The following is a 14,421-nucleotide window of genomic DNA, read 5'->3' on the forward strand; positions in this document are numbered from 1 at the left end:
TCCAGCCCCATCCAGCCCCATCCAGCCCCTTGCCGCGCATGTCCGCCGTTCCTCCGAATCCGCCCGATCCTTCCATCGCCACGGCCTGGCGCATCGATGCCGGCGCGCTGCGCGCCATGCTGTCGCCCGCGCTGCGCGACTGGACCGTGGAACTGGTCGAGGAAACCGGCTCGACCAATGCCGACCTGACCGCGCTGTGCCGCCAGGCGCCGTGGTCCGACGCCGGCACGCTGCGCCTGGCCTATCGCCAGACCGCCGGGCGCGGACGCCAGGGCCGGCCGTGGCAGGGGCAGGCCGGCATGACGTTCTCCGTGGCGCTGCCGCTGGCGCTGGCGCCGGCGCAGCTGAGCGGCCTGAGCCTGGCGGTGGGCCTGGCGCTGGCCGAGGCCCTGGCCGACGTGGCCCCGGCGCTGGGCGCGCGGGTCGGGCTGAAATGGCCCAATGACCTGCAGATCGATGGCCGCAAGCTGGCCGGCATCCTGATCGAATCGGTGCCGGCGGGCCCCCGGCGCGTCTGGGCGGTGATCGGCATCGGCCTGAACCTGGTGCGCGACGCGCAGATGGAGGCCGCGCTCGGCCGCGAACTGGCGGGCGTGGCCGAGGCCATGCCGGATTTCGATGCCGGGCGCGATGCGCCGCGCCTGCTGGCCGCGGTGCTGGAGCGGCTCGCGGCGATGCGCGCGGACTTCCTCGCGCATGGCTTCGGGCCGATGGCGCGGCGCTGGTCCGCCGCCGATGCCTACCGCGACCAGCCGGTGCGGCTGCTGCATGACGGCGAGGTGATCGCCGAAGGCATGGCGCGCGGCGTCGACGAGGCCGGCCACCTGCTGCTGGAAACGCCCGCGGGCCTGGAGCGCATCGCCAGCGGCGAACTGTCGCTGCGGCCCGCCGCGGGCAAGGAAGGGCACGCATGAACGCGCCGCGGCTGCTGGTCGATATCGGCAATACCCGGCTCAAGTGGGCGTGGTGCGACGCCGGTGCCGCACTGCCCGCCACCGCAGGCATCTCCAGGCTGCCGACGCCGTGGCGGCACGCCGGCGCGGTCGCGCACGCCGACGACGGCGCGCTGCCGGCCCTGGCCGCCGAACTGCGCGCGCTGCGCGCGAACGGGCCGATGCCGTCGGTGTGGATCAGCAACGTGGCCGGGCCGGTGATTGCCGCCGCCGTCGATGCCGCGCTGGCCGACGCCTTTGGCGGCTGCGCGCCGGTGCAATGGGTGCGCAGCGCGGCCGCGCATGGCGACCTTGCCAACGGCTATCGCGAACCGACCCAGCTTGGCGTCGACCGCTGGGTCGGCGCGGTCGGCGCGCACCGCTGGCTGCCGCGCGACACGCTGCTGGTGGTCACCGCCGGCACCGCCACCACGCTGGATATCGTCACCGTGACGGAGGCTGGCGGCGCGCGCTTCGAAGGCGGGCTGATCCTGCCGGGGCTGGCGCTGATGCTGGGCACGCTGGCGCGCAATACGGCGCAGCTGCCGGCGCTGGATGTCGGCGAGGCCGGCAGCGTGGCGGGCACGCAGCGGCGCTGGGCCGACAACACCCACGACGCCATTGCCGCCGGCTGCCTGGCCGCGCAGGCCGGCGCCATCGAGCGCACCTGGCGCGCGCTGGGCGAGCGCGGCGATGCTGCGCGCCCGCCGCGCTGCCTGCTGTCCGGCGGTGCCCGCGGCGCGCTGGCGGGCGCGCTCGCGGTGCCGTTCGAGATGCACGATAATCTGGTGCTGCTCGGCCTGCATGCGATGGCCATGGCCGACGCGTAACGACGCTACGTCCCCACCTCCGTCCGATTCCCCATGATCACCCGCTCCCTGCGCATCGCATTGCTGTTGCTGCTGTTCGCCAATGCCGTGCTGCTGGCCGCGGTGCTGGGCGCGTTCGGCGCGCAGCCGCTGTCGGGCTGGTTCGAATCGCCGCGCGAGCCGCACCGGCTGGAGCAGCAGGTGCGGGGCGAGCGGATGCGGCTGCAACCGCCGCCGGCCACCCCGGCGTCGGCACCGGGCGCGTAGCGCAGGCGCGGCGCCTCAGCCGCCCTGGCGCACCTTCGTCAACAGCTTGGTGGTCGAGCGGTCGTGCAGGAAGGGGATGGCATAGGCCTGGCCGCCCCAGCTGCGCACCAGCCGGGTTTCTTCGAGCGTATCGATATCGTAGTCGCCGCCCTTGACGTAGATGTCGGGGCGCACCAGGCGGATCAGCTCCACCGGCGTCTGTTCGCGGAACATGGCCACCAGGTCGACGCAGGCGAGCGCGGCCAGCAGCGCCATGCGGTCCGACTCATGGTTGAGCGGGCGGTCGTCGCCCTTGCCCAGCATCTTCACCGAGGCATCGCTGTTGACCCCGACCACCAGGCTGGCGCCCAGCGCGCGCGCCTGCGCCAGGTAGGTGGCATGGCCGCGATGGAGGATGTCGAAGACGCCGTTGGTAAATACCAGCGGGCGCGGCAGCGCGGCGATGCGCGCGGCCAGCGCGGCGGTGTCGTCGGCGGGAGTCAGCTTGGATTCGAAGGCGGGTACGGACATGGATCAGGGCATGGGATGGGTGGAGGCCGGCCCTGTGGCGGAGCCGGCGCGCTTGCACGAATGGTACCCGTTCTTGCGCGCCGCCCGCGGGCCGGCCCTGGCTGGCGCCATGGCGTGCCGGCAATGGCCCGCGGCACGGCAGCGATGTAGTAACCGGCTACTACCTGCGCAGCCGCTGGCGCGCTTATCATCCGCGGCACCGTATTTCCGGGAACAGGAAAACGGCGTTGCACCCTGCCCGCGCGGGCCGGACCATCCGGCGCGCCGCCGCGGGCCGCATTTGTCGGGAATGCGTGAAGGTAAAAAAGAAGGCAAAAAAATGCCCCGCTTCGGCGGGGCATTTTTTTTCCGGTCCCGGACGCTCAGGCCTGCGCCGGGCGGGCCGCGCCGGCGCCTTGCAGGCTGGCGTTCAGCTCCTTGCGGTAGCGGTTCAGGTCCTGCACGGTTTCAAAGGTACGTTCGAACAGCAGCGACATGTTGTGCAGGATCCGTTCGATGACCTTCTTCTCCCAGCCTTCGTCGAAGCGGATCTGCTCGTCCAGCCATTTCTCGAGCCAGTCGGGGTCCGGCAGGCGCGACTGCACCGTGTCGTTGGGGAACAGCGCCTTGTTGACGTGCAGGTTGGTCGGGTGCAGCGGCTTCTCGGTGCGACGCGCGGATGCCATCAGCACGCCGATCTTGGCGAAGGCCGCGCGCGCGCTGTCGCCGAACTGCGCCAGGTATTTCTTCATGTAGCGCAGGTAGGCGCCGCCGTGGCGGGCTTCGTCCTGCGACAGGGTGCGGTAGATATGCTTGATCACCGGTTCGGTGTGCCATTCGGCGGCACGGCGGTACCAGTGGTTCAGGCGGATCTCGCCGCAGAAATGCAGCATCAGCGTTTCCAGCGGCGGGGCCGGGTCGAACTCGAAGCGCACCGCGTGCAGTTCTTCCTCGGTCGGCACCAGGTCCGGGCGGAAGCGGCGCAGGTACTCCATCAGCACCAGCGAATGCTTCTGTTCCTCGAAGAACCAGATGCTCATGAACGCCGAAAAGTCAGAGTCGTGGCGGTTGTCGCGCAGGAACATCTCGGTCGCGGGCAGGGCGGACCATTCCGTGATCGCATTCATGCGAATGGTCTTGGCCTGGTCGTCCGTCAGCATGCTGGCGTCGAAGGTATCCCAGGGGATGTCCTTGTCCATGTGCCAGCGGACGGCTTCCAACGATTTGAACAGTTCGGGGTAGAGCATGGTAAGCCTTTGAAATTACGGGCAGATTCTACCAGATGCGAATTATTCTCTTCTCTCCTTTTTTCGCCCGGCGCGGGGCAAATATGCAACGCTCGGCGGTCGTTTGCCGACGCCTTCTGCATTTTCCGGGCGATCAGCGCCGCGGCGGCGCGTCAAAGTGACAGCGCGGGCGCCTTCCGAGACCGTCATGTGACGGCGGCAGCTCAGGGAGAGACGGCCTGCTCGGCCGCCTGGTCGCCCGTGCCGGGCGCGGCCGGCGCCGTACCGGGCACGATGCCGTAGAGGAAAGCCGCCAGCTCGTCGGCCTGGGCTTCGGCGTCGCGCTCGCCCAGCGCGATCAGCGCCTGCGTAAAGGCCGGCTCGAACAGCAGGTAGCTGGCGAACGCGGCGCCGCGCGCCTCGGTGCCGCCCAGTGGCGCCAGCAGCGCGCGCACGGTGCGCGGCAACTGCTTCTGGTGCTCGGCGGCGATGGCCTCGATCGGCTCGCTGGGCGCCACCGTCATCACCTGCACCGGGCGCCAGCCCTCGCGGTCGCCGGCCACCTCGGGCATGCGCGCGAGCAGCCGGTTGATATGCAGCAGCCGCTCCAGGTCGGCGTTCAAGCCGTCCAGGAAGATGCTGGCCAGCGCCTGGCCGCCCACCTGTGCCAGCGACGGATAGCCGCCGCCCGGCATGGTATCGAACCAGCCCGAGCGCTGGCGCGAGGCCGCGCCGATCGCCAGGATGCGCGACGCGCCCAGGTGGATCGCCGGCGACAGCGGCGACATCTGGCGCATGGTGCCGTCGCCGAACCACTCGTGGTGCCCGTCGAGTTCCAGCGGCATGGCGGGGAACAGGAACGGGATCGACGACGATGCCAGCAGGTGGTCCACCGTGATCTGCGCCGGCACCGCGATGCGCTGGCTGCGGTGCCACGGATGGATGCGGTGGAGCGACTGGTAGAAGGTCACGTGGCGCCCGGTGCTGTACGACAGCGCCGTGACCGCGAACGCCTGCAGCGCGCCGCTGTCGAGGCTGGCCTGCACCCGCGCGGGCTCGAACAGCTCGCCCAGCATGCTGCCCAGCGGCGTGTTGTCGAACAGCGCGCGCGGCGCGCGCCGCTGGGTGGCCCAGCCCAGCGCCAGCGTCGACAGCCAGCGCGCCCCCGACACGCCCACGCGCAGCACATCGGTGCGATAGACCTCGTCGGCATGGATGCTGTGCCAGAGCGCGCCCAGGCTCTGCGTGGCGGCTTCCAGGTTGCCGGCGTGGATGGCCAGCCCCGCGCCGTTGATGGCCCCGGCCGAAGTCCCGGCAATGATGCCGAACGGCAGCGCCGCCTGCGCCTTGCCATGACGCGCGGCGATGCGCGCCACGCCGTTGAGCACGCCGGCCTGGTAGGCGGCGCGCGCGCCGCCGCCCGTCAGGATCAGGGCGGTAGCGGCGGGGTTGGGACCGGACGGAGGCGCCGCCGGGGGCAGCGGCAGGGAATCGCGGTGCATGGGCGGTTGGGGGAAGGGGGCGTCAGGCTGCGGCGGGATCAGTTGGTGACGCTGCCGCCGGCGCCGTTGTTGCTGCCATTGCCGCCGTTGCCACCCTCGCCCGCGTCCCGGGCCGGCCCCGCCTTGGCCGGCTTCTTGGCTGCCGCTTTCTTCGCCGGCGCCTTCTTCGCCGGCGCCTTCTTCGCGGCAGGGCTGGCGGTACTAGCCGAAGGCGTCTTGCCGGCCGCAGCGGTCTTCGGTTTCTCTGCGCCGGACTGGGTGGTGCCGGCTGGCGGGGCGGCGCCGGCTGCGCCAAAACCGCCCATGCCGCCCATGCCGCCCATGCCGAACGGCACCATGCTGGCCGCCGCGGCACCGCTGGCAATCTGGTTGAACTGCTGTTGCAGCATGTCCCACCACAGCGCGGCGTTGGGCGCCGGGCCGGCATCGGTGTCGCCGGCGGCGGCCTGCGCCTCCTCGGCGGCCGGCGGTTCGGCCGGTGCGCCGCTGCGGTTGTCCGTGCCGGTATTGGCTCCGGTATCCGCGCCGGTGCGTTGCGGCGCCTCGGCGCTGGGCGCGTTGGCCGCGCGCGCGACGTTTTCCATCGCCGATTGCATCGCCTCGGGCGACAGCGCGTTGCCGAAGGTCTGCAGCGCCACCAGCGTGGCGCGCTGCACTTCCAGCCCCTGGATGGTGGTGCGCAGCAGGTTGGTATTGAGTTGCAGCCAGCTTTCCACCGCCTTCAGGTCGGCGATGCGCTTGTCGAGGTCTTCCAGGTCCATCGGCGGCGTCATCGCCTGCAGGCCGGGCATCAGTCCGCCAGGCATGCCGGCGCCGCCCCATAGCCGGCGCATGAAGTCGAAGCCGTTGGTGAAATCGGGAATCTGTCCGAACATGGTCGCGCGCTCCGTGTGCGGCGCAGCCCGGTGCCCGGACCTCCGGGAGCGCGGCTGCGTCGTCGTTACCTGAACTGAGGCGGCCGCTTTTCGCGCAGGCTCGCCATGCCTTCGTGCACGTCGGGGCCGGCAAAACCCATGAATTCGAGCGCCAGCGAGGTATCGAAAGCGGGGCCGGCCATGCGCAGCCAGTTGTTGAGGGCGTACTTGGTCCAGCGGATTGCACTCTGCGACCCCGCCGCCAGCCGGTTGGCCACCTCGAACGCGCGCGCCACCAGTTCGTCCTCATCCACCGCCAGCGAGACCAGGCCGATCCGCTCGGCCTCTTCGCCGCTGACCGACTCGCACAGCATCAGATAGTACTTGGCCTTGGCCATTCCGCACAGCAGCGGCCACACGATCGCGGCATGGTCGCCGGCGGCCACGCCCAGCCGGGTATGGCCGTCGACGATGCGCGCGGTCTTCGCCGCGATCGAGATATCGGCCAGCAGGCCCGCCACCAGGCCGGCGCCGACGGCCGGTCCGTGCATCGCCGAGACCACCGGCTTGTCGCAGTTGATGACGTTGTAGACCAGGTCGCGCGCCTCGTGCCAGACGCGGGTGCGGGTGTCGAAGTCGTTGGCCATGTCCTCGACCAGCGCGAGGTCGCCGCCGGCGGAGAAGCCCTTGCCCTCGCCGCGGATCAGCGCGACGCGCACCTCGGGGTCGGCGGAGACGTCGCGCCAGATTTCGGCCAGCTCGCGGTGCATGTTGGCGTCCGCGGTGGCCAGCTTCTGGTTGGCCGACTGGGCCGCGCCCATGACGATTTCCAGGATGGGGCCGTGGCGGCGCAGGGTCAGCGCGCGGTAGCGCGCGTAACGCGGTGACAGGGTGGAGGTGTCAGCGGAGGGCGTGGTCATGGGGGCCTTTGAAGTGGACGCCGGCGCGGGCGCCGGACGCAAGGTGACTGCAACCAGATTTACCAACCGATCGGTCGGTTAATTATATGCAAATCCGGCGCGCGGCTGCGCTCCCCCGCCCGCCGCGCCTCAGGCCGCCGCCACCAGCTGGTCGATCGCGCCGAAGACCGAATGGCCCTGCGCGTCGAACATCTCGATCTTGACCGCGTCGCCGAACTTCATGAATTCGGTCGCCGGCTTGCCTTCGTCGATGGTCTCGAGCATGCGTTTCTCGGCGATGCAGCAGTAGCCCTTCTTGCGGTCGACGTTGGAGATCGTGCCCGAGCCGACGATGCTGCCGGCACGCACGTTGCGCGTCTTGCAGATATGCGCGATCAGCTGGCCGAAGTCGAACACCATGTCGGTGCCGCAGTCGGGCTGGCCCACCTTCCTGCTGTTCCAGTGCACGGTCATCGGCAGGTGTACCTTGCGCTCGCGCCACGCGTCGCCCAGTTCGTCCGGGGTTACCGCCACCGGCGAGAACGCCGTCGCCGGCTTGCTCTGGAAGAAGCCGAAGCCCTTGCCCAGTTCGGCCGGGATCAGGTTGCGCAGCGAGACATCGTTGGCCAGCATCACCAGCCGGATGGCATCGCCGGCCTGCTCCGGGGTGGCGCCCATCTTCACGTCGCCGGTGATCACCGCCACCTCGGCCTCGAAGTCGATGCCGAAGGCCTCGCTGGCGCAGACGATGTCGTCATGCGGGCCCAGGAAATCGTCGGAACCGCCCTGGTACATCAGCGGGTCGGTCCAGAATTCGGGCGGCATCTCGGCGCCGCGCGCCTTGCGCACCAGCTCGACATGGTTGACGTAGGCCGAGCCGTCGGCCCACTGGTAGGCGCGTGGCAGCGGCGCCATGCAGTCCTTTGGCGCGAACGCAAACGGATGCCGGGCGCGGCCGCCGTTGAGCGCGTCGTACAGGTCCTGCAGCTGCGGCGCGTAGAACTGCCAGTCGTCGAGCACGGTCTGCAGCTTGCCGGCGATGTCGGTGGCGAAGTGCGCGGTCTTCAGGTCGCGCGACACGACCACCAGCTGGCCGTCGCGCGAACCGTCCTTCAGGGTTGCGAGTTTCATGGGATGCGGTAGGGATCGGGGCGCCTGCCGGGGCAGGCGCAATGGGCGCTAGTCTAACGCGGTGCGCGCGCCGCTCAGTCGACCGTGATGCCCTTGGCCTTGATCAGCTTGCCCCAGCGCTCGGCCTCGGCGCGCGCGTAGCTGGCGAATTCCTCGGGCGTGCTCGACACCGCTTCGACGCCCACGCCTTCGAGCTTCTTCTGCACCTCGGGCGTCTTCAGCGCCTTGACCAGCTCGGCGTTCAGCCGCGCGACCACGGCCTTGGGCGTACCGGCCGGCGCCACCATGCCTTGCCAGGCGTAGGCCTCGAACCCCGCCACGCCGCCTTCGGCGACGGTGGGCACACTGGGCAGCACGGTGAGGCGTTTGGGGGTGGCCACGCCCAGCGCGCGCAGCTTTCCGGCCTGCACGTTCTGCTGGCCCGAGGCCAGGTCCAGGAACATCAGGTCGACCTGCCCTGCCAGCAGGTCCTGCACCGCCGGCGCGGCGCCCTTGTAGGGCACGTGCGTCATCTTGACCCGGGTCTGGTCCATGAACAGCTCCATCGCCAGATGGTGCGGGCTGCCCGCGCCCGGCGAGGCAAAGTTGACCTTGCCCGGATGCTTCTGCGCGTAGTCGATCGCTTCCTTGAGCGTGCGCGCGGGGAAATTCGGGTTGGCCACCAGCACCAGCGGAAAGCGCGCCAGCTGGCCGACATAGACGAAATCCTTGTCGGCGTTGTACGGCAGCTTCTTGTACAGCGACGGATTGGCGGCCAGCGTGGCGGTATCGGCGGTCAGCACGGTGTAGCCGTCGGGCTTGGCATGCGCCACGGCGTCGGCGCCGACGATGGTGGCGGCGCCCGGCCGGTTGTCGATCACCACCTGCTTGCCCAGCGCCGGCGTGATCGCCTGGGCCACGGTGCGCGCCACCACATCGGTGCCGCCGCCGGCGGGGTAGGGCACCACCCAGCGGATCGGCTGCGACGGCCAGTTGTCGGCGCGCGCAGGAGCGCTGGCGGTGCACAGCAGGGCGAGCAGGGGCGCGGCGGTCAGGGCGGCGAGGGCGGCAAGAGCGGGGCGGAAGTAGCCAGGGGGGCGCATCGGTGGTCTCCATGGTAAAACGGGGCCCGGTGTGGCGGGCTGCACGTGCGCCCGCCGGCCAGGTCTGTAGCGAAGAAAGTCTACCGAGCACTTAAAAATTGGTAAATCGATTTCGCTATAGTAAATTTACCTAGGATTTTTCCCTCCCCCAGCCAGCAAGCACACCCCCTGCCACCCGCATGTCAGAGATCGAAGAAGAAGACGCCAAGCTGCGTTCCGGCATCCAGTCCATCGAGGTGGGCTTCAGGCTGCTGCAGGCGCTGGCGGCATCGCCGCGCGCGATGATGCTGCGTGACCTGGCCGCCGCCGCCGACATGAACCCGGCCAAGGCCCACCGCTACCTGGTCAGTTTCATGCGGCTGGGCGCGGTGGCGCAGGATCCCGTGAGCGGGCGCTATGACCTGGGGCCGTTCGCGCTGCAGCTGGGGCTGGCCGGGCTGAACCGCCTCGACCCGGTCAAGAAGGCGCGCCCGATCCTGTCGCAGCTGCGCGACGAGCTCGACCTGACCGCCGGCATCGCCGTGTGGGGCAACCACGGTCCCACGGTGGTGCACTGGGAGGAGTCCAGCCATCCGGTCACCGTCAGCCTGCGCCTGGGCGACGTGATGCCGATGCTCAACTCCGCCACCGGCCGGCTCTACGGCGCCTACCTGCCGCGCAGGCAGACGCTGCCGCTGATCGAGCGCGAGCTGGGCGCGCGCGGCCATGACGGCGTGCCGGACATGCCGCACACGCTGGCCGACTACGACGCAATCTGCGCAGAGGTACGCGCACACGGCGCCGCGCGCACGCTCGGCGGCGTGCTGCCGGGCATCAACGCGTTCTCGATGCCGGTGTTCGACGCCAACGGCCATCTCGCCATGGGACTGATCGTGCTGGGCGCGCAAAGCATATTCGATGCAGAATGGGGCGGTACGATGGACCGCCGCGTGCGCGCCATCGCCCAACAGCTCTCATCGGAACTCGGCTACCTTGGTGCCGCCCCCCCGGCCGGACAAACCGGCCAAGCCTGATCCCCCCGCCCGCCCCGGCGCGGATCCCCGCGTCTGGCGCCGGCGCCGCTGGATCGTTGTGATTGCGCTGGTGCTGCTGGTCCACCTGATGGCGGTGGTGGGCCTGGTGCGCATGCCCGGTCCGCTGATCCCGGTCGATGTCAGCAACACCCCCACGCTGGAAGCCGTGCTGTTGCCGCCGCCGGCGCCGCCGGCGCCACCCAAGCCACGGCCGATCGCGCGCGCGCCGCGCCCGCAGCCCAAGCCCGCGGCGCCGCAACCTGAACCGGAAGTGCCCGCTCCCGCGCCCGAGCCGGCGCCGCCGCTTGCCACCAGCCCGCAGGGCGCTACCGAGATGGCTGCCGGCAGCGGCGGCGAAGGCAGCGCGGCCGCGCCCGCGGCCGCCGCCGCGCCGGCCCCGTCCGGCGGGCCGCAAGGCGGCGTCAACGGCGTGCGCTACAGCGCGCCCCCTTCGGCGACCATGCATTACGCCAGCTTCGTCAACGGCGTGCAGAACCCGGACGGACTGATCCGCTGGGAGCAGGACGGCAGCCGCTACCGGCTCGCGGTCGAGACCCGCGTGCTGTGGTTCCGCTTTGCCTTCCAGAGCAGCGGCGCGCTGGCCGAGCAGGGGCTGTTGCCGGAACGCTACGAAGAGCGCCGCCGCAACAAGGTCGAGGCCTCGCGCATCGACACCGCGGCCGGCACGGTGGCCTTTGCCTCGGGCGCGCAGGCGCCGTTCCCGCCCGGCGCCCAGGACCGCTTCAGCGTCTTCCTGCAACTGGTGGGGCTGGTGCGCGGCAATCCCCAGCGCTACGTCACGCCCGGTGTGACGGAATCGTTCCAGGTGGCCGACACCCGGGATGTGGAACCGATGCAAGTGCAGTATGTTGGAGAGGTCGAGGTCGACACCGGCCAGGGCGTGGTGCGCGCCAAGCACTTTGTGCGGCTGCCGCGCCGCGCCAACGACCGGCGCCGCGTCGAGGTCTGGCTGGCGCAGTCGCTCGGCTGGATGCCGGTGCGGTTGCGCCAGACCGAGCCCGACGGCACCCAGATCGACCTGGTGTACCGCGGCAGGGAAGGACCGTAGCGCCGCGGGTTCGCGCAGATCCACGCAGGCTTTGACCGAAAGGAGTCCCAGCCATGACCGTTGCAACGCCGCCCACCGAAACCCGCCGCATCCACGCCGACGGCGCCGACCTGCACGTGCGCCTGGATGGCGCCGACGGGCCCTGGGTGATCCTGGCCCATGCCCTGGCGGCCGACCATACCCTGTGGGACCTCACCGCCAGGCACCTGGCCAGCCGCTACCGCGTGGTGCGCCCGGACCTGCGCGGCCATGGCGCCAGCGATGCCCCGCTCGGCCCCTACACCATGACGCGGCTGGCCGACGACGTGGTCGCGGTGATGGATGCGCTGCAGATCCCGCAGGCGCACTTCTGCGGCATCTCGGTCGGCGGGATGATCGGCCAGAGCATGGGGCTGCGCCATCCGGAGCGGCTGCTCTCGCTGACGCTGGTAGCAACCAATAGCCAGACCCCGATGGAGGCCCACCCGATGTGGCACAACCGCATCGGCCAGGCCGAGGCCCACGGCATGGCTGGACTCGCCGATGCCACTCTCGGGCGCTGGCTGACGCCGGCGTTTCATGCGTCACATCCGGACCAAGTGTTGCGTATCCGCGACACGTTGGTGGCGACTCCGGTACGTGGATACGTGGGTGTGGCCGAGGCCATCATGGCTTTCGACCTGGCGGGCGCGCTTTCCCGCATTCATTGTCCTACGCTGGTAGTAGCGGGCGAGCAGGACCAGGGCGCTACCGTGGCGATGGCACAGAGCATTGCCGCGGCGATCGCCGGGTCGCGGCTCGAGGTGGTGCCGCAAGCGGCGCACCTGGTGCACGTGGAGCAGCCGGAACGCTTCCACGCCGCGCTGGACGCCTTCCTGGGGAGTGCCGCATGTGGGGGCCAGTGCGACGTTCCGTGACAAGCAACACACTGATGTTCCAGGCTCAAGAAACTTGTTGCATTGGCCGATGCCCAATTCATGTAAGGCAGAAAATCGTGGCAACGTGGTGACAGGCACCCAATAACTTGATTTCCCGCCGGTCACCCCAAGTTTGGAGGTAAAGCCGCGGCGCCCCCTCATGGCAACAACTGAGGCAAGAACCACAAGGGCGAGCCGCCCATCCATGACGCCCAGGAGGTGTGCCATGCAAATGATCTACAACAGCGACAACTACTGCATCGTCGAGTTCGGTGCGGATGTCGAGCAAGCCCCGCTGGAGTTCGGCGGCTACGAAATCGTCGACAAGAACCTGAAGCGCGAGATTTTCCTCGGTGGCCAGCTTGCCGAGAGCTTCCGTGCGGATGTGAAGCGGCTGATCGAAAGCGAGCCGTCGGTGGAGGAGGTCGATGACTTCCTCGGCAAGTTCGACAACGTGATGACGCACCCGCTGGTAATGCACTGAGCGGCCACGCCGGGCCGGCGCCCCGAGCCGCCGCGCCGCCCGGTTTCGCAACGAGGATCAAGCCCGCTTCGGCGGGCTTTTGCGTTCTTGCCGCGTGCGATGGCTCAGTACTGCTCCCACGGCAACCCGTCGTGGCGCCAGCCGTTGAGCGTGTTGCGGTGGCGCTCCGCGTCGAGGTCGCCCTCGAAGCCGTGCAGCACAAAGCGGACGTTGGAGAACCCTGCGCCCTCGAGCGCACGTGCCGCGGCGGACGAGCGGTTGCCGCTGCGGCAGATCAGCAGCACCGGCCGCGCCGACGCCTGCCCGGCGAGCTTCTTCACCATCTGCACGAAATGCGGGTTGACCTCCCAGTCGGGGCCGTCGTTCCAGGGCACGTTGTGCGCGCCCTTGGGATGGCCGACGAACAGGTATTCCATCTCGCTGCGGCAGTCGATGAAGAGCGTCTCGGGCGATTGCGCCAGCAAGGCGTGGGCGTCGGTCGGGGACAGGTGTTGCATGGTCGGAAGAGGCGCGGCGCGGGCCGCCTGACGGTGATGTTTACGTCTCTCAGTGTAGGCGCCGGAGCGTCCGGCAGGCAACCGACGGCGCCCGCAAGGCCTTGATACACCTGATAAAATCGCACCTCTTTGGCCGCCATCGGCCACCGCGGCCTACCGTCGAAGCTCCGCCGGCCCCGCCTTTCCAGAGTCCCCGCCATGAGTGCCCCTGAATCCCGCGCGGCCGCACCGCGCCCCTACACCCGGGCTGCCGAGTTGCCCCGGCTGCTGCAAGAACGCATCCTGATCCTGGATGGCGCCATGGGCACCATGATCCAGCGCTACAAGCTGAGCGAGGCCGACTACCGCGGCACGCGCTTCGCCGAGCACAAGGTGGACGTGAAGGGCAACAACGAACTGCTGGTGCTGACGCGCCCGCAGGTCATCAGCGAGATCCACGAGCAATACCTGGCCGCCGGCGCCGACCTGATCGAGACCAATACCTTCGGCGCCACCCGCGTGGCGCAGGAAGACTACAAGATGGCCGAACTGGCGTACGAGATGAACGTCGAGGCCGCGCGCCTGGCGCGTGCCGCCTGCGACAAGTACAGCACGCCCGACAAGCCGCGCTTCGTCGCCGGCGCCTTCGGTCCCACGCCCAAGACCGCCAGCATCTCGCCCGACGTGAACGACCCCGGCGCGCGCAACGTCACCTTCGAAGAGCTGCGCGAGTCGTACTACGAACAGGGCAAGGCCTTGCTCGAAGGCGGCGCCGACGTGTTCCTGGTCGAGACCATCTTCGACACGCTTAACGCCAAGGCCGCGCTGTTCGCCATCGACCAGCTGTTCGAGGACACCGGCGAGCGCGTGCCGGTGATGATCTCAGGCACCGTGACCGATGCCTCGGGCCGGATCCTGTCGGGCCAGACCGTCGAGGCGTTCTGGAACAGCCTGCGCCATGCGCGCCCGGTCACCTTCGGCCTGAACTGCGCGCTGGGCGCCACGCTGATGCGTCCGTATGTCGCCGAGCTGGCCAAGATCTGCGACGCCGCGGTGTCGTGCTATCCGAACGCGGGTTTGCCGAACCCGATGAGCGACACGGGATTCGATGAAACCCCCGAGGTCACGTCGGCGCTGGTGGAAGAGTTCGCCGCCTCCGGGCTGGTGAACCTGGTGGGCGGCTGCTGCGGCACCACGCCCGAGCATATCGCCGCCATCGCCCAGCGCGTGGCCGACAAGAAACCCCGCAGCTGGCCCGGCCAGTACCGCGACGCCGCCTGAGCCCGAGAGCC

General features: G+C 69.8%; 16 protein-coding genes. 8 read left to right on the forward strand and 8 right to left on the reverse strand.

Features of this window, described 5'->3' with window-relative positions; all coding sequences use genetic code 11:
- Positions 1-38: 38 nt before the first annotated feature.
- From FHX60_RS24735 to FHX60_RS24745, 3 genes are read left to right on the forward strand one after another with little or no spacing between them, the layout of a single operon-like run.
- Positions 39-914 (forward strand): biotin--[acetyl-CoA-carboxylase] ligase, encoded by an 876-nt coding sequence (locus FHX60_RS24735; RefSeq protein WP_183284934.1) that lies wholly within the window; start codon positions 39-41, stop codon positions 912-914.
- On the forward strand, positions 911-1,762 hold the full coding sequence (locus FHX60_RS24740; protein WP_183284935.1) for a type III pantothenate kinase: 852 nt from the start codon (positions 911-913) through the stop codon (positions 1,760-1,762). Before FHX60_RS24735 ends, FHX60_RS24740 begins: the two co-directional genes overlap by 4 nt.
- A gap of 33 nt (positions 1,763-1,795) precedes the next feature.
- Positions 1,796-2,008 (forward strand): hypothetical protein, encoded by a 213-nt coding sequence (locus tag FHX60_RS24745; protein WP_112776108.1) that lies wholly within the window; start codon positions 1,796-1,798, stop codon positions 2,006-2,008.
- Positions 2,009-2,023: 15 nt separating this feature from the next.
- Here FHX60_RS24745 and rfaE2 read toward each other — a convergent pair whose 3' ends face one another.
- The 7 genes from rfaE2 to FHX60_RS24780 all read right to left on the reverse strand — a co-directional run bounded on the left by rfaE2 (position 2,024) and on the right by FHX60_RS24780 (position 9,191).
- Positions 2,024-2,518, reverse strand: coding sequence for a D-glycero-beta-D-manno-heptose 1-phosphate adenylyltransferase (gene rfaE2, locus FHX60_RS24750; RefSeq protein ID WP_112776109.1), 495 nt, complete (start codon positions 2,516-2,518; stop codon positions 2,024-2,026).
- A gap of 362 nt (positions 2,519-2,880) precedes the next feature.
- Positions 2,881-3,744 (reverse strand): ferritin family protein, encoded by an 864-nt coding sequence (locus FHX60_RS24755; RefSeq protein WP_018006661.1) that lies wholly within the window; start codon positions 3,742-3,744, stop codon positions 2,881-2,883.
- A gap of 203 nt (positions 3,745-3,947) precedes the next feature.
- Positions 3,948-5,225, reverse strand: coding sequence for a patatin-like phospholipase family protein (locus FHX60_RS24760; protein WP_183284936.1), 1,278 nt, complete (start codon positions 5,223-5,225; stop codon positions 3,948-3,950).
- Positions 5,226-5,263: 38 nt separating this feature from the next.
- Positions 5,264-6,100, reverse strand: coding sequence for a PhaM family polyhydroxyalkanoate granule multifunctional regulatory protein (locus FHX60_RS24765; protein ID WP_183284937.1), 837 nt, complete (start codon positions 6,098-6,100; stop codon positions 5,264-5,266).
- 65 nt (positions 6,101-6,165) lie between these two features.
- The gene (locus FHX60_RS24770; protein WP_112776112.1) at positions 6,166-6,999 is read right to left on the reverse strand and encodes an enoyl-CoA hydratase/isomerase family protein; all 834 of its coding nucleotides are present in this window, start codon (positions 6,997-6,999) and stop codon (positions 6,166-6,168) included.
- A gap of 129 nt (positions 7,000-7,128) precedes the next feature.
- Positions 7,129-8,109, reverse strand: a complete 981-nt coding sequence (locus tag FHX60_RS24775; RefSeq protein ID WP_112776113.1) for a fumarylacetoacetate hydrolase family protein — start codon at positions 8,107-8,109, stop codon at positions 7,129-7,131.
- A gap of 74 nt (positions 8,110-8,183) precedes the next feature.
- Positions 8,184-9,191 (reverse strand): Bug family tripartite tricarboxylate transporter substrate binding protein, encoded by a 1,008-nt coding sequence (locus tag FHX60_RS24780; protein WP_112776114.1) that lies wholly within the window; start codon positions 9,189-9,191, stop codon positions 8,184-8,186.
- 179 nt (positions 9,192-9,370) lie between these two features.
- Here FHX60_RS24780 and FHX60_RS24785 point away from each other — a divergent pair, with 179 nt between their 5' ends.
- The 4 genes from FHX60_RS24785 to FHX60_RS24800 all read left to right on the forward strand — a co-directional run bounded on the left by FHX60_RS24785 (position 9,371) and on the right by FHX60_RS24800 (position 12,653).
- Positions 9,371-10,204 (forward strand): IclR family transcriptional regulator, encoded by an 834-nt coding sequence (locus FHX60_RS24785; protein WP_092315181.1) that lies wholly within the window; start codon positions 9,371-9,373, stop codon positions 10,202-10,204.
- Between the two features lie 58 nt (positions 10,205-10,262).
- Entirely contained in the window at positions 10,263-11,273 is a 1,011-nt protein-coding gene (locus FHX60_RS24790) for a DUF3108 domain-containing protein (RefSeq protein ID WP_311730769.1), read from the forward strand.
- Between the two features lie 53 nt (positions 11,274-11,326).
- Complete coding sequence (locus tag FHX60_RS24795; protein ID WP_183284938.1) at positions 11,327-12,169, forward strand: alpha/beta fold hydrolase; 843 nt, start codon at positions 11,327-11,329, stop codon at positions 12,167-12,169.
- 226 nt (positions 12,170-12,395) lie between these two features.
- Complete coding sequence (locus FHX60_RS24800; RefSeq protein WP_012351433.1) at positions 12,396-12,653, forward strand: BTH_I0359 family protein; 258 nt, start codon at positions 12,396-12,398, stop codon at positions 12,651-12,653.
- Between the two features lie 104 nt (positions 12,654-12,757).
- Here the strand turns inward: FHX60_RS24800 and FHX60_RS24805 are convergent, their stop codons facing one another.
- Positions 12,758-13,150 (reverse strand): rhodanese-like domain-containing protein, encoded by a 393-nt coding sequence (locus FHX60_RS24805; RefSeq protein WP_018006652.1) that lies wholly within the window; start codon positions 13,148-13,150, stop codon positions 12,758-12,760.
- 198 nt (positions 13,151-13,348) lie between these two features.
- On the opposite strand from FHX60_RS24805, the gene FHX60_RS24810 reads away from it, so the two are divergent.
- The gene (locus FHX60_RS24810) at positions 13,349-14,410 is read left to right on the forward strand and encodes a homocysteine S-methyltransferase family protein (protein WP_112776116.1); all 1,062 of its coding nucleotides are present in this window, start codon (positions 13,349-13,351) and stop codon (positions 14,408-14,410) included.
- The last annotated feature ends 11 nt before the right edge of the window (positions 14,411-14,421 follow it).

The sequence above is a fragment of the Cupriavidus alkaliphilus genome (assembly GCF_014191175.1).
Taxonomy (GTDB): Bacteria; Pseudomonadota; Gammaproteobacteria; order Burkholderiales; family Burkholderiaceae; genus Cupriavidus; species Cupriavidus alkaliphilus.

Bases quoted from the DNA above. Each gene is read 5' to 3' on its own strand.
- FHX60_RS24735 (WP_183284934.1), top strand. From the start codon at position 39: ATGTCCGCCGTTCCTCCGAATCCGCCCGATCCTTCCATCGCCACGGCC.
- FHX60_RS24740 (WP_183284935.1), top strand. From the start codon at position 911: ATGAACGCGCCGCGGCTGCTGGTCGATATCGGCAATACCCGGCTCAAG.
- FHX60_RS24745 (WP_112776108.1), top strand. From the start codon at position 1,796: ATGATCACCCGCTCCCTGCGCATCGCATTGCTGTTGCTGCTGTTCGCC.
- rfaE2 (WP_112776109.1), bottom strand. From the start codon at position 2,518: ATGTCCGTACCCGCCTTCGAATCCAAGCTGACTCCCGCCGACGACACC.
- FHX60_RS24755 (WP_018006661.1), bottom strand. From the start codon at position 3,744: ATGCTCTACCCCGAACTGTTCAAATCGTTGGAAGCCGTCCGCTGGCAC.
- FHX60_RS24760 (WP_183284936.1), bottom strand. From the start codon at position 5,225: ATGCACCGCGATTCCCTGCCGCTGCCCCCGGCGGCGCCTCCGTCCGGT.
- FHX60_RS24765 (WP_183284937.1), bottom strand. From the start codon at position 6,100: ATGTTCGGACAGATTCCCGATTTCACCAACGGCTTCGACTTCATGCGC.
- FHX60_RS24770 (WP_112776112.1), bottom strand. From the start codon at position 6,999: ATGACCACGCCCTCCGCTGACACCTCCACCCTGTCACCGCGTTACGCG.
- FHX60_RS24775 (WP_112776113.1), bottom strand. From the start codon at position 8,109: ATGAAACTCGCAACCCTGAAGGACGGTTCGCGCGACGGCCAGCTGGTG.
- FHX60_RS24780 (WP_112776114.1), bottom strand. From the start codon at position 9,191: ATGCGCCCCCCTGGCTACTTCCGCCCCGCTCTTGCCGCCCTCGCCGCC.
- FHX60_RS24785 (WP_092315181.1), top strand. From the start codon at position 9,371: ATGTCAGAGATCGAAGAAGAAGACGCCAAGCTGCGTTCCGGCATCCAG.
- FHX60_RS24795 (WP_183284938.1), top strand. From the start codon at position 11,327: ATGACCGTTGCAACGCCGCCCACCGAAACCCGCCGCATCCACGCCGAC.
- FHX60_RS24800 (WP_012351433.1), top strand. From the start codon at position 12,396: ATGCAAATGATCTACAACAGCGACAACTACTGCATCGTCGAGTTCGGT.
- FHX60_RS24805 (WP_018006652.1), bottom strand. From the start codon at position 13,150: ATGCAACACCTGTCCCCGACCGACGCCCACGCCTTGCTGGCGCAATCG.
- FHX60_RS24810 (WP_112776116.1), top strand. From the start codon at position 13,349: ATGAGTGCCCCTGAATCCCGCGCGGCCGCACCGCGCCCCTACACCCGG.